This window comes from Microbispora sp. NPDC049125 (assembly GCF_040802045.1).
GTDB lineage: Bacteria > Actinomycetota > Actinomycetes > Streptosporangiales > Streptosporangiaceae > Microbispora.
Genome location: NZ_JBEZDW010000020.1, coordinates 18,804 through 31,922 on the forward strand (window position 1 = coordinate 18,804; position 13,119 = coordinate 31,922).

Genomic DNA, 13,119 nt, shown 5'->3' on the forward strand with positions numbered 1-13,119 from the left:
TACGACAGCCCGAGGAGTGACGTGGACACCGCCTTCTTCCTGACCTGGATCGAGGAGGTCGCCGAGGCCGTGCGGGCCGAGCGCGACCACCTGACAGAGCTGGACGCCGCGATCGGCGACGCCGACCACGGCACGAACCTCGACCGCGGCTTCACGGCGGTGCGGGAGGCCCTCGCCGGCGCGCCGCCGGCCACCCCCGGGGCTGCGCTCGTCCTCGCGGGGACCACGCTGATCCGCAAGGTGGGCGGAGCCTCCGGCCCCCTGTACGGCACGGCGTTCCGCCAGCTCGGCAAGTCCCTCGGCGACGCCCCGGACATCGGCCTCCCCGAGCTGGCCGCGGCCTTCGAGGCGGCGCTGGCCGCCCTCGGCAAGCTGGGCGGCGCGGCCGAGGGCGACAAGACCATGGTGGACGCCCTCGCCCCCGCCGTACGGGAGCTGGCGAAGGCCGCGCTGGACGGGGCGAAGCCGGGCGACGCCCTCAACCGGGCGGCGGACGCGGCCGCCGGCGGCGCGCGGGCCACGATCCCGTTGCAGGCGCGCAAGGGCCGGGCCAGCTACCTCGGCCCGCGCAGCGCCGGGCACGAGGACCCGGGCGCCGCCTCCACCGCGCTGATCTTCGACGCGCTGCGCCGCACGGCTCAGAGGTGAGCCATCCCGTCCACGCGTCCCGGCCGTGCGCCCGCCGGTTCGCGTAGCGTCGTCGGTGGCGTCGCCGGGAACGGCCGGGCGGCGAGGGCGACGGAAGGTCTGCGGCCATGGTGGGAATCGTGCTCGTCTCACACAGCGCCGGGCTGGCTGAGGAGGTCGCCGCGCTGGCGAAGGAGATCGGCGGCGCGGCGGTGCCCGTCGCGGCGGCCGGGGGGACGGACGACGGCGGCCTCGGCACCAGCCCCGACAGAGTGGGCGCCGCGGTGGAGAGCGTGGACCAGGGTGACGGGGTGGTCCTCATCCCCGACCTCGGCAGCTCGGTCCTCACCGCGCGGCTGATGGAGGAGCCGGGGGCGGTCGTGATCGCGGACGTGCCGTTCGTGGAGGGGGCCATCGCCGCGGCCGTCGCGTCGGGAGGCGGGGCGCCGCTCGACGCCGTGCTCGCCTCCGCCGAGGAGGCGCGGGCGTTCCGCAAGCTGTGACCGCGCGCTCCGGGTGCCCACGCGTCCTCGTGACCTGGGCCACATCGTCAACCACCCCATGACCTTGCATTGGTCATCTCGGTGGTTTCTCAGCTTTCGCGGCTGATCGTAATGTCATGTGCCTTCGTCGTGCCCTGTCGGCGTGGGGGCACGCTCTGGTGCCCAGCGACAGCCGGCGCGACCTTCTCGGCCACCAGGTGCCGCATGGCCTGGGACTGTCGTCTCAGGGATCGCCCGGGGCCCGGTCTGTCCCACCTACGTGACGAATCGGCCTGTAGGCCGAGTTCTTATTCCAGCGTTTCGCTGACATGCGGTCGATCTCAGAAAACGGTTCTGAACTGGGATTTCGTGTTCCAGCAGTCTCAGAGATCTTGCACGGTCCGGTGGAACAGAGATGAAACAGAGCATGGCGGGGCCGGACGACGTCCTTGCCATTGATGCTGCACCGCCTAAGCACCGAAGGGTGACATGTTCGTAGAGGTCCAATCGGGAAGGGAGCCCTGCGTCCATACAGCTCGTTGGATGACGCGACGGTCCGCTCCCGGAGGTGCATATGGACGGCGCGGTTTGGGTCGCGGTTCTCACCGGCACGACGGCGGTTCTTGCGAGCTGGGTTACCAGCCAAGGCAATCGCCGAGCTGCCACGGCCCAGGAGGAGCTGTCGGCGCGCTCGCAGTTCGTGCGGGAACAGCGAGAGGCACGCAAGGCGGCGTATCTGGACTTCATGCGTCAGGCCGGCGTCACCGAGGAGCTTTACTTCCGCCTAGACGACGTCCTGTTCCCGCCAGGCCGGATCGATCAAGCTGACGTCGACGCGCATGTCAAGCGGACCAGAGACGCGCTGAGAGACGCCTTCGAACCGCTCAAGCACGGGACTCGCGTAGTCGTCCTGGAGGGCCCCGCAGGCGTCGCCGAGTGTGCGGAGGCTGTACTCCGGGCCGCGTTCTCGGGTAACCGCCGCCTTTACGACCTGGCCAACGGTGGACACAACCCGAACGAAGCGCGCGCCCGCTTCGTGGGGGCTCGGGACGATTATCGCATGCGCGTTCGGGACTTCGCCGCCGCCGCGAGCGCCAGCATGGATCGCCATATCTGACGTGATGGGTGCGGCAAGCGCACGGTGGTGACCTGGGTTCATATGAGGGCGCTGAGCGGTAGTCACTCAGACGAGAAATGCGCTCACAGCTATTGAGTTTCGAGAGCAACAGCAGCCGGAGACACAGCACTTTTCAAGTTCTACAGTGAGGTGATCTCAGCGAAATAGTTCGGGGCGATCGGGATTTCTTGGACGCCGCTGATGGCGTTCCGGTCCTTTCAGGAGGAGTCGCCGAAGGCCGGAAACACACGTGGAGCCTCCGGTAGAAGAGCTCTCACCACAAGCGCTCAACCGGCCGGAAGGCTCCACGTGATTGCTCATCGTGCCACGCTCGACGTCTCCCGCGTACTGGTTCACTACACCGCCGGGCTGCTGCGGGCCGAACGCCGACTGCGCGGCACGCCCACCGGCAGCCGGGCCCTGACCCTGAATCGCCCCGACTTTGATGGAAACCTCAGCGGCTGATTGCTAGGGCTTCGTTGGAGTGGTGCTGAGCGTAGTAGATCGCCTCGAACTCGTCGGGCGGGAGGTGTCCGATGGCTGAGTGCAGGCGGGTGCTGTTGAACCAGGCCACCCATTCAGCGGTGGCCAGTTTGGCCAGGCTGCGCCAGGGGCCTCGGGACTTGATCAGTTCGGTCTTGTAGAGGCCGATCTGCGATTCCATCAGGGCGTTGTCGAGCGCGTCGCCGACCGTGCCGATGGAGGCGTCGATGCCGGCCGCCAGCAGATGAGTGGTAAACCGGAAAGACGTGTATTGACTGCCCGCATCCGAGTGATGAATCAGTCCCGGCCCGACCGGATGACCGGTGCGCTCGCGCCGCCACAACGCCATGTCCAGGGCGTCCAGCACGAGGGTGGTTGTGCTTGGTGAGTGAGGCGGCCCAGCCGACGATCGCCCGGGAGTATACGTCGACGACGAACGCGACGTAACACCCCGCATCAGGCCGTCACATGGGTGAAGTCGGCCACCCAGGCGGCGTTCGGCCGCTGAGCGGTGAAGTCGCGCTGCAGGTCGGCCGCCCGCGCATGTCCGGGATCGGGCGTCGTGGTGCGGATCTTTTTGCCCCGCCGGGCGCCTTGCAGGCCGAGCGCACGCATGCGCCGCTCGACGGTGCAGCGGGCCACCCGGACTCTCTGGCGCAGGAGTTGCTGCCAGACCTTGCGGGCGCCGTAGACGCCGTAGTCGGCGGTGTGGATGCGCTGGATGTGTTCGTCCAGCTCGGCGTCGCGCACCGCCCGCGGTGACGGTGGCCGGTTCTTGGCGGCGTAGTAGGTGCTGGTGGAGATGGGGCAGCCATGTTCGGTCAGGACACGGCAGATCGGCTCGACACCGAACACGTCGGCGTGCTGGTCGATGAAGGTCACGAGTGCGTGTGTGGCCGGTCGAGCTCGGCCGCGAAGAAAGCGACTTAGATTCAAAGAGTCAAGGCAACGCATTGGGCCGGGGTTCGGTAGCCGAGGCACTTGTACTGGTGGGCGCGGCTGTGAGGACGGAGCACGATCACCGGCCGTCACGGCCTGCCTGAAACCGTCACCCAACGCACAGTACCTCCGTCGGGAGTCGCACGCGGCCTATGTCGGGGCCGCTCAGCCCTGGGTGGTCCCTGTTTACTCTGCGGCGGCGGGAGTCGGCTGGAGGTGGGGCGTACGGACGGCTTTGCGGGCCGGGGCGAGGGCGGCGGCGAGGGCGGCTCCGAGCAGGAGGAGGGTCAGCGCGGAGAAGCTGTGGGTGTAGCTGGAGTCGTACGGCAGGCCGGAGGGCTGGAGGTGGCTGGTGACCAGGAGGCTGGTGATCGCGGTTCCGATGGCGCCGCCGATGGAGCGGAGGTTGGCGTTCATGCCGGTCGCGGCGCCGGTCTGCTCGGCAGGTACGCCGCCGACGATGAGGTTGGCCATGGATGCGAAGGCGAGACCGACGCCGAGGCCGAAAACGCCCGCCGCGACGGCGATCTGCCACTGCTGGGTGTGCCACAGGGCGAGGATGGCGCAGGCGACCGCGGCGGAGACGGCCCCCGAGATCAGCAGGCGTTTGGCGCCGACCTTGGGTTCCAGGCGTCCGCTGACCACACCGGCGACGAACATCGCGATCAGCATGGGCAGCATGAGCAGTCCGGACGTGGTGACGCTGGCGCCGAATCCGTAGCCGGCGGAGCGGGGTGTCTGTACGAAGCCGGGCAGGAACGACCAGACCGAAGACAGGCCTGCGCCGAACAGCAGAGCGGCGGCGTTCGTGGTCCACACGGACCGCACGCGCATGATGCGCAGGTCGATCAGCGGGCTACGGGAGTGGGACTCCGCGAACAGCCACAGGGCGAAGAGCACGACGGCCGCGGCGAACAGCGCGATCACAGCAGCGGAGCTCCAGCCCCACCGGCTGCCGCGGCTGACCGGCAGGAGCAGCGCGACCAGCCATCCGGACAGCAGCACCGCGCCGGACCAGCTGACCCGTCCCTTCGCCCGTCGGGGCGACTCGGGGACATAGCGCAGGGCTAGCAGGGCGGTGACGGCGACGATGACGACGGGAAACCAGAACAGCCAGCGGTAGTCGAGCCCGGCCACGATGGGACCGGCAGCGACTATGCCGACGCCGCCGCCGGCGGCGATCACGGCGGACAGGTTGCTGATGCTGCCGCTGACCCTGCCGGGTTCGAACTGGTCGCGGATGATGCCGAAGGACAGTGGGAACACCGCGCCTCCGGCGCCCTGAATGATGCGGGCGATGATCAAGACGCCGACGTTCGGAGCGAGGGCGGCGAGCAGACAGCCGGCGAGGACGGTCAGCAGGACTGCGACGAGGGTGCGCTTCTTGCCGGCCAGGTCGCCGACCCGGCCGATGATCGGGGTGCACACCGAGGCGGACAGCAGGTAGGCCGTCATTACCCAGACGGCGGTGGATTGGGAGGTGTGCAGTGCGTGTTGGATAGTCGGCAGAGCCGGCGCGATCAGTGACTGCAGCATGGAGAACACGCCCGCCCCGCTCGCGAGGACTGCGAAGATGAGGCGGGTGGACTTGCTGGGCATGGGGCTGTCTCTCCGGGGAAACGGGGGCGTCTTGACGACGGCGCGGGACAGGTCGCGGGTCTCGTGCATGCGGGTGGCACGCCGGTACAGCGATTGCGGGGAGCGGTCACGGCCAGGAGGTGGGCCGGGCGCGTCGCAGCGGTTCGGGCCGCGCGGGGCGGCGGTTCGCCGGGGCGTCGCCGGTGACAGTGCGACCGACGGATCGGCCCGGCCCGGCTCGGTTCACGTTGCTCGCCCCCGTGCACGCTCAAGACGTGCCGGCGTCGAGCAGGGGGTGCGGCAGGCCGGGCCGGCCTGCCGACCGCACTGCGGGTGGTTCCGGCCCGGTAGGTCTGCGCCTCTCCGGTCGGCTACGGCTGCCGGAGCCGGGTGATGGACTTGTGCTCGATGTAGCCGGTGAGTCCGACCTTGCCGTACTCGCGGCCGAGGCCGCTGGCCTTGTAGCCGCCGAAGGGGCCGTCGAAGCTGATGGGCGAGCCGTTGAGGGTGATGGTTCCGGTGCGCAGCTTGCGGGCGACGGCCAGGGCGCGCTCGGGGTCGGCGCTCCAGATGCCGCCTGAGAGGCCATATTCGGAGTCGTTGGCGATGCGGACGGCGTCGTCCTCGTCGTCGTAGGCGATGACGGCCAGGACTGGGCCGAAGATCTCCTCCTGGGCGATGCGCATGGAGTTGTCGACGTCGGCGAAGAGGGTCGGGGTGACGTAGTTGCCCTTTTCCAGGCCCTGGGGGACGTGCGGGCCGCCGGTGACCAGGCGGGCGCCCTCCGCTATGCCGATGTTGATGTAGTCGATGACGCGCTGCTGCTGGTCGGGGCGGATCATCGGGCCGATGAAGGTGTCGGGGGCGGAAGGGTCGCCGACCTTCAGCGATTCGACCATGTCCTTGAGCGCGGCGACGACCTCTTCGTAACGCTCGCGGGGAACCAGGATGCGGGTCTGCAGGATGCAGGCCTCGCCGTTGTTGCCGAGGGAGCCGAAGCGCAGGCCCTGTACGGCGGCGTCCAGGTCCGCGTCCTCCAGGATCAGAGCCGCGGACTTGCCGCCCAGCTCCAGGCTGACCCGCTTGAGGTGCTCGCCGGCGATGGAGGCGATGCGCCGGCCGGCACGCGTGGAGCCGGTGAAGGCAATCTTGTCGACGTCCGGGTGGGAGACGAGGTACTCGCTGGTCTCGCGGTCGGCGGGAAGGATGCTGAGCACGCCTGCGGGAAGCCCGGCCTCGTGCCACAGGTCCGCTAGCAGCATCATGCTGAGGGAGTTCTCCGGGGAGACCTTCAAAACAACCGTGTTGCCGGCCAGCAGGGCCGGGATCAGCTTGGCGGTGGCGGCGGAGAACGGCGAGTTCCACGGGATGACCGCGGCGACCACGCCGATCGCCTCACGCCGCACGATGGTGTCGAAGGCCACCGACGGGTCGGAGGGTTCGATGACCTCCTCCCAGCCGAACTCCTCGGCCGCCTTGAGATAAGCGTTGACCTGGCGGGTCAGGAAGGGCTGGCCGACCTTGGTGAACCAGCCGGCCGAGCCGTTCTCGACGGAGATTGCCGCGGCGACCTCGTCGGCGCGGGCGGTGCGCAAGGCGTCGTAGCGCCGGATGATCTCCTGCCGCTCCTCGGGCGTGGTGCGCGGCCAGGGGCCGTGGTCGAAGGCCTCGCGGGCCGCGGCGACGGCCGCGTCCACGTCGGCGGGTGCGGCCTGGGCCACGCGGCCCAGCACCGACTGGTCGTGGGGGGAAAGGATGTCGAGCAGCTCCGGGTTGCTGGGGGTGACCCAGGAGCCGCCGATGTAGAGCTTGTCGCGAACAGTCATGTCTGTCGATTTCTTCCTGTGAAACGTGGTGGGTGCAGGGCCCGGGCGGGAGCGTCCCGGGCGATGCCGCAGGGGTGGAGGAGACCACCGGAGCGAGCGGGTATCCGCGCTGTCGCCGGGCCCGTGGTCGCGTGCCGTCGGGCAGGCGACCGACGGCACGCGAAGCTGCAGGGTCGTTACGCGGTCTGGTGGTCGGTGGAGCGGCTCGCTTCGGCCCATGTGTCGGCCTCGGCCAGGCGAGCCTTTTCCGCGCTGACAGCGATTTCCAGGGCGTCGCTGCCGAGCAGGAGCCGGCGCGGGGGCTCGGGCGCGTCCACGGCGGCGATGACGGCCCGGGCCATTCGGGCGGGGTCGCCGGGCTCGTTGCCGCTGTAGGCCGCAAACTGCTCCAGCCATGCGCCGACCGTCTGCTGATAGTCAGGAGCGATGGGTCCGGACGGCTTCGCGGCGCCGGCGGCCCAGCCGGTGCGGATACCGCCCGGCTCCACGATGATCACCTTGATGCCGAACGGGGCCACCTCGTTCGCCAGCACCTCGGAGAAGCCTTCGACTCCGAACTTTGCTGTCTGGTAGGCGCTGAGCCCGGGCGTGCCGCCGACCCGGCCGCCGATGGACGAGATCTGCACGATGTGCCCAGACCGCTGGCCACGCAGTACGGGCAGGGCAGCCCGGGTCACGTTGATCACACCGAACAGGTTCGCCTCGACCTGCGCCCGGAACTCGTCCTCCGGGAAGTCCTCGATCGAACCGCTGGTGGCGTAACCCGCGTTGTTCACAATGACGTCGACGGTGCCGAATCGCTCCACTGCGGCCGCCACCACGTCCCGAGCCTCGGACCGCGACGTGACATCCAGCGCCACGGTCTCCAGCCGCTCCGGATACTGCGCCTTCAGATCAGCCAGAGCCTCCGGCCTACGGGACGTCACGACGACTCGATCACCATCCTCAAGAGCCTGAAGAACCAGGGCCCTGCCCAGCCCCTGGGAACCACCGGTGATCAACCAAGTCCGTGACATGGCGTTCTCCTCATCATCTCGTTGCCTCTCGCCGCTCTCCAGGGCGCAATCCCAATGTAGACGTTTCATCGTCAACTGCAACATTGATGTTGCACTAAATAGATGAGATGTGTCTCACTGTGGGATGATGGCGCTGTAATCACCACTGCTAGTTAGGATCACCGGACCATGAGAGCCGATGCGGCACGCAACCTGTCCTCCGTCCTCCGCACCGGGGCCCGCCTCCTGGCGGAGGATCCGAGCACGTCGATGGCGGCCATTGCCGCTGCGGCGGGTGTCGACCGCACCACCGTTCATCGCCGCTTCGCGAATCGGGAGGCGCTGCTGCGCGCCGTCTTCCAGGCCAAACTCGACTCGGCCGAGCGGGTGTTGGACGAGGCGCGGCTGACCGAGGCCCCGGTGCCGGTCGCTCTCCACCGCTATCTGGAGGGGATCATCCCGGTCAGCCGCGAGTGGCCTGTCGACACGCGCCGCATGATGCAGAAGGACCCCGAAGCCAGCGCTCGCCGTGAAGCGCAGAGTGCGCGCCTGAGCACCTTCATCCAGCGCGCTTGCGATGAGGGCTACCTGCGCGCCGATATCGATGCGGCCTGGGCACGTGCGGTCCTCGACGCACTCGTCGACAGCATCGCCCACCGGTTCCCCGCAGTGGATCCCCCGCAGGCGGCCGACCTCGTCGCGGACGCCTTCCTGCGCGGCCTCGGCGTGACCTGACCCTGCGGGTGAGCCAGTCGCCGGTGCCCCAGCCTTCTTCCGCGCCGTCGCCGTCCAGCATCAACCCGCACGCATGCAGCCACCCCTGGTGCGCTGATCCCGCCACTCCGGCGGGCCGGCCAAGCCCCCCAACCCCATCGCGCGCAAGGCGTGCGCACCCCACCAATCCCCTTTCACAGACTCACCTGCTGAAGAATCGAGGACACCATGGCGCGCGCTCGGATCACGCTCGGTCATTCCGACGGCCTCGGCTGCATGGGCATGTCCCAGTTCTACGGAGCAGCCGACCCCGCCGAATCGATAGCGACGGTCCAAGCAGCCATCGACGCGGGTATTGATTTCTTCGACACCTCCGAGGGCTTGATGTGATGGGTGAATACCTCGGCCGGTGAATACGCAAAGTGATGACTGGCTCCCAGGTCACCGTCGCGCATCGAGGTGTCGAGGCCCAGACTGCGGGCGCCGGGCAACTGGTCGAGCACGCCAGCCAGGTAGTAGCCCGTGCCGCAACCGATGTCCAAGACTGTGCCCTGTTTGACCGAGAGCGCGACCTGCATGAGGTCGGGCCAGTGAGATGATCTCAGCGAAATAGTTCGGACGATTGGGATTTCTTGGATGCTGCCGGTGGCGTTCCGGGCTTTTCGGGAGGAGTCGCCGAAGCCTGGAAACAGACGTGGAGCCCCCGGTAGAAGAGCTCTCACCACAAGAAATCTCAGCCTCCGGAAGGCTCCACGTGATTGCTCATCGTGCCACGCTCGATGTCTCCCGCGCACTCGTTCACCACCTCGCCCGGCTCCTGCGCAACGAACGCCGGCTGCGCGGCACCCCCACCGGCAGCCGACCCCTGAGCCCGTTTCGGCAGGCGGTCCTGGTGCTGCGCTGGTTCCGAGGCGAGCACGACATCCCCAAACTCGGCCGCGACCATCGCGTCTCCCGAGCCACTGCCTACCGCTACCTCCACGAAGGCATCGACGTTCTCGCAGCTCAAGCGCCAGATCTACACGAAGCTCTCGACCGCGCCCACACCGAGGGACTGGCGTATGTGATCCTGGACGGCACGCTGATCCCCATCGACCGCTGCGCCGAACAGACCACCAGCGTCAAGGGCGAACCCATCGACACCTGGTACTCCGGAAAGGCCCACCAGCACGCCGGCAACCTCCAAGCACTGTCGGCACCCGGTGGGCTGCCGTTGTGGATCGCCGAGGTCGAACCCGGCTCCGTCCACGATCTCACCGCTGCCCGCGCACAGGTTCTGGGCGCGTTGTACGCCGCAGTCGCACGCGGCCTGCCCACCCTCGCCGACAGCGGCTACGACTGCGCCGGAATCGGCATTCACACGCCGATCAGACAGCCCGAAGGAAACCAGATCCTCAGCCCGGACAACCGCACCTACAACCGGCTTCTACGCGCCTTGCGCTGTATCGGCGAGCGCGGGTTCGCCCTGCTCAAGGGCCGCTGGCGGACCCTCCAGCACATCACCGTCAGTCCCAGCCGAATCGGCGCCATCGCTCGCGCGGCGCTTGTCCTCACCCATTTCGAGCACAGTTATCTACCGGCTATTCGCTGAGATCACGTCAGTGTACGAAACAGCATGGCCCATAGTTCCGCAGGACAGGGAGAAGAGCTACCTGCCATAGAGTGCATCGAACTCTTGAGCCGTTACGCCGCTTCCGCCTTTGAACGAAGGCATGCCAAGTAATCAATATAACCGTTCCCGGACGACAAGGCGGAACGGGAGTCGCCGACGTTGACATCCGTACCGTGACCGAGTGCTTCGGGCACAACGATCCCGGCTTCACCTTGAGGACGTACACGCACCTGATGCCCCGGACGCGGAAGGCCGTGGATCCGTTCTTCGCCAGCGGGTCGAGTGCCCTGATTGTGCCTTTGGAGGGCACAGACTGACCTGATGGCGCTGGTCAACGCCTTCCGGGCTCACTTGTGCCGGAAGTAGACGAACAGGCGCCCGTGGTTCTTGGCGTCCTTGTCGATCCGGTGGTAAAGGGCCTTGATCTCCTTCTGGTCGAGGAAACGGAGGACCTTCTTCTTGAGCTGGCCGGAGCCCTTGCCCGGGATGATCTCCACCTCGGTGGCCTTCTTCCGGATGGCCTCCTGGATGATGCCGTGCAGCGCCCGGTCGATCTCGCCGCCCTTGTTGTAGATGTCGTGGAGATCCAGCTTGAGCTTCACCCCCCGAGTGTAGGTCGCCGGCGGCCGGCCCGGGAGGGGCGGGCGGGGTGGGGAAGGAGCGAGGGCGGCCGAGCGAGGGCCCCCCGCGCCCCCGCTCAAACCGCTCGCGCTCAGCCGTGCAGGTAGCCCACCAGGGCCTGCTTCTCGGTCTCCAGCTCCTCGATGGCGCTCTTCACGACGTCTCCGATGCTGACGATGCCGACGAGCCTGCCGTCCTTCACCACCGGCACGTGCCGTACGCGGTGGTTGGTCATGGTGCGGCGCAGCTCTTCGACGTTCGCGTCAGGCGAGCACGTCCGCACGTCCGCGGTCATGATCGTGGAGACCGGGCGGCCGAGCACCGACGCGCCGCTCTCATGCAGCCGCCGCACGACGTCGCGCTCCGACACGATGCCGTCGATCGTGGCGCCGTCGCCCGACACCACCACCGCTCCGATGTTGAGCCGGGCCAGCGTGGCCAGCAGCTCGGTGACCGTGGCATCCGGAGGGACGGTCGCCACGCCGGTTCCCTTACCTTGCAAGATCGTCCCGATGAGCATCGACACCGCCTTTCAGGGGCACCCGAGGGGGAGGTCCCCCATATCCCGCTCCGGCCGGCGGCAGGAGCGGTGAACCTGTTTTCCCAGGCAACAGCGGTCGTCCCCGCTCGTCAAGGGCCACGCGCCCTAGCATGTGAAATCACTGCTCGCTGGACACGGGATGGTCAAATGACCGACAAGCTCACCACCGGAAGCCATGACCTGCCGGTCTCCGACGCCCTCGCGGACTTCATGCGGACCGGCTGGGCCGACACGGCCAGGACCGGGGTGGTGCCGCTGCCCGTCGCCGCGTACGCCGCAAAGCGCCGCGCCCGGCTCGCCGAGCGCTTCCCCGGAGAGCGGCTGGTCGTCCCGTCCGGCACGCTGAAAGCGCGCAGCAACGACGACGACTACCGGTTCCGCACGCACAGCGCGTTCGCCTACCTCACAGGGAGCCGGCAACCGGACGACGTCCTGGTGATCGAGCCCTCCGGCGCCGCCCGGCTCTTCCTGCGCCCGCGCTCGCCCCGGTCGCACGGCCAGGAGTTCTACCGCGACCGCAGGTACGGCGAGTTCTGGGTGGGCCGCCGCCCCGACCTGGCCGAGGCGGAGACCCTCCACCAGATCGAGTGCGCCCACATCGACGAGCTGCCCGCGGCGCTCACCGGGCGGGCCAGGGTGCTGCGCGGGGTGGACGCCTCGGTCGACGCGCTCGTCACCCCGGAGGACGGCGCCGAAGAGGCCCCCGAGGAGGGCGGCGCCGACTCCGAGTTCGCCGCCGTGCTGTCGGAGATGCGGCTGGTCAAGGACGAGTGGGAGATCGCGGAGTTGCAGCGGGCGGTCGACGCGACCGCACGCGGCTTCGAGGACGTCGTCCGGGCGCTGCCCTCCGCGATGGCGCACCCCCGGGGCGAGCGGTACGTCGAGGGCGTCTTCGGCCTGCGTTCCCGCCTGGAGGGCGACGCCGTCGGCTACCAGTCGATCGTGGCCTCGGGCGCGCACGCCTGCGTGCTGCACTGGACGCGTAACGACGGGCGGCTGAACCCGGGCGAGATGCTGCTGCTCGACGCGGGCGTCGAGGGCGACAACCTCTACACCGCCGACGTCACCCGCACCTTCCCGCTCTCCGGGCGGTTCACCCCGCTCCAGCGGCAGGTGTACGAGCTCGTGCACGAGGCGCAGACGGCGGCGATCGCGGTCCTGCGGCCCGGGGTGCCGTTCCGCGACTTCCACGACACCGCCATGCGGGTCATCGCCGAGGGGCTGCGGGAGTGGGGGCTGCTGAGCCGCGCGGCCGTGGACGGCGGTCTGCACCGCCGCTACACGCTCTGCAGCAGCGGCCACATGCTCGGTCTCGACGTGCACGACTGCGCCCGGGCGCGGGCCGAGGCGTACCTGGACGGCGTGCTGGAGGAGGGGCAGGTGCTCACGGTGGAGCCGGGGCTGTACCTCCAGCCCGACGACCTCACGCTGCCGCCGGAGCTGCGCGGCATCGGAGTGCGGATCGAGGACGACCTCGTCGTCACCGCCGGCGGCGCGCGCCTGATGTCGGCCGCCCTCCCCCGCCACCCCGACGACGTCGAGTCCTGGATGGCGGCCCTCGCCGGGTGACGCCCCTCTTTCCCC

At 68.8% G+C, this 13,119-nt stretch carries 15 protein-coding genes; 7 read left to right on the forward strand and 8 right to left on the reverse strand.

Features of this window, described 5'->3' with window-relative positions; all coding sequences use genetic code 11:
* Positions 1-21 precede the first annotated feature (21 nt).
* The 4 genes from dhaL (at position 22) to AB0B72_RS22820 (ending at position 2,691) form a co-directional block, all read left to right on the forward strand.
* A complete protein-coding gene (dhaL, locus tag AB0B72_RS22805; RefSeq protein ID WP_367740909.1) occupies positions 22-648 on the forward strand; it encodes a dihydroxyacetone kinase subunit DhaL in 627 nt (208 codons plus the stop codon).
* Positions 649-755: 107 nt separating this feature from the next.
* The gene (gene dhaM / locus AB0B72_RS22810; protein ID WP_367740910.1) at positions 756-1,130 is read left to right on the forward strand and encodes a dihydroxyacetone kinase phosphoryl donor subunit DhaM; all 375 of its coding nucleotides are present in this window, start codon (positions 756-758) and stop codon (positions 1,128-1,130) included.
* A 553-nt stretch (positions 1,131-1,683) separates the two neighbouring features.
* On the forward strand, positions 1,684-2,226 hold the full coding sequence (locus tag AB0B72_RS22815; RefSeq protein WP_367740911.1) for a hypothetical protein: 543 nt from the start codon (positions 1,684-1,686) through the stop codon (positions 2,224-2,226).
* Between the two features lie 309 nt (positions 2,227-2,535).
* The gene (locus AB0B72_RS22820) at positions 2,536-2,691 is read left to right on the forward strand and encodes a hypothetical protein (RefSeq protein ID WP_367740912.1); all 156 of its coding nucleotides are present in this window, start codon (positions 2,536-2,538) and stop codon (positions 2,689-2,691) included.
* On the opposite strand, the gene AB0B72_RS22825 is transcribed toward AB0B72_RS22820, so the two are convergent.
* The 5 genes from AB0B72_RS22825 to AB0B72_RS22845 all read right to left on the reverse strand — a co-directional run bounded on the left by AB0B72_RS22825 (position 2,681) and on the right by AB0B72_RS22845 (position 8,152).
* Positions 2,681-3,076, reverse strand: a complete 396-nt coding sequence (locus AB0B72_RS22825; protein WP_367740913.1) for an integrase core domain-containing protein — start codon at positions 3,074-3,076, stop codon at positions 2,681-2,683. The genes AB0B72_RS22820 and AB0B72_RS22825 overlap by 11 nt on opposite strands.
* A gap of 89 nt (positions 3,077-3,165) precedes the next feature.
* Positions 3,166-3,591, reverse strand: coding sequence for an IS3 family transposase (locus tag AB0B72_RS22830; protein ID WP_367740914.1), 426 nt, complete (start codon positions 3,589-3,591; stop codon positions 3,166-3,168).
* A 243-nt stretch (positions 3,592-3,834) separates the two neighbouring features.
* Entirely contained in the window at positions 3,835-5,316 is a 1,482-nt protein-coding gene (locus AB0B72_RS22835; RefSeq protein ID WP_367740915.1) for an MFS transporter, read from the reverse strand.
* A 281-nt stretch (positions 5,317-5,597) separates the two neighbouring features.
* Entirely contained in the window at positions 5,598-7,052 is a 1,455-nt protein-coding gene (locus tag AB0B72_RS22840) for an aldehyde dehydrogenase (protein WP_367740916.1), read from the reverse strand.
* A 176-nt stretch (positions 7,053-7,228) separates the two neighbouring features.
* A complete protein-coding gene (locus AB0B72_RS22845) occupies positions 7,229-8,152 on the reverse strand; it encodes an oxidoreductase (RefSeq protein ID WP_367740917.1) in 924 nt (307 codons plus the stop codon).
* An 84-nt stretch (positions 8,153-8,236) separates the two neighbouring features.
* On the opposite strand from AB0B72_RS22845, the gene AB0B72_RS22850 reads away from it, so the two are divergent.
* Positions 8,237-8,782: a TetR/AcrR family transcriptional regulator gene (locus AB0B72_RS22850; protein WP_090773808.1), complete on the forward strand. Its 546-nt coding sequence runs from the start codon at positions 8,237-8,239 to the stop codon at positions 8,780-8,782.
* A 272-nt stretch (positions 8,783-9,054) separates the two neighbouring features.
* On the opposite strand, the gene AB0B72_RS22855 is transcribed toward AB0B72_RS22850, so the two are convergent.
* Positions 9,055-9,339: a hypothetical protein gene (locus AB0B72_RS22855; protein ID WP_367740918.1), complete on the reverse strand. Its 285-nt coding sequence runs from the start codon at positions 9,337-9,339 to the stop codon at positions 9,055-9,057.
* 176 nt (positions 9,340-9,515) lie between these two features.
* On the opposite strand from AB0B72_RS22855, the gene AB0B72_RS22860 reads away from it, so the two are divergent.
* Positions 9,516-10,352, forward strand: a complete 837-nt coding sequence (locus AB0B72_RS22860) for a transposase family protein (RefSeq protein WP_367740919.1) — start codon at positions 9,516-9,518, stop codon at positions 10,350-10,352.
* Positions 10,353-10,720: 368 nt separating this feature from the next.
* On the opposite strand, the gene AB0B72_RS22865 is transcribed toward AB0B72_RS22860, so the two are convergent.
* Complete coding sequence (locus AB0B72_RS22865) at positions 10,721-10,975, reverse strand: Smr/MutS family protein (protein ID WP_367740920.1); 255 nt, start codon at positions 10,973-10,975, stop codon at positions 10,721-10,723.
* Positions 10,976-11,085: 110 nt separating this feature from the next.
* Positions 11,086-11,514: a CBS domain-containing protein gene (locus AB0B72_RS22870; protein ID WP_367740921.1), complete on the reverse strand. Its 429-nt coding sequence runs from the start codon at positions 11,512-11,514 to the stop codon at positions 11,086-11,088.
* Positions 11,515-11,682: 168 nt separating this feature from the next.
* On the opposite strand from AB0B72_RS22870, the gene AB0B72_RS22875 reads away from it, so the two are divergent.
* Positions 11,683-13,104 (forward strand): aminopeptidase P family protein, encoded by a 1,422-nt coding sequence (locus tag AB0B72_RS22875; protein ID WP_367740922.1) that lies wholly within the window; start codon positions 11,683-11,685, stop codon positions 13,102-13,104.
* The last annotated feature ends 15 nt before the right edge of the window (positions 13,105-13,119 follow it).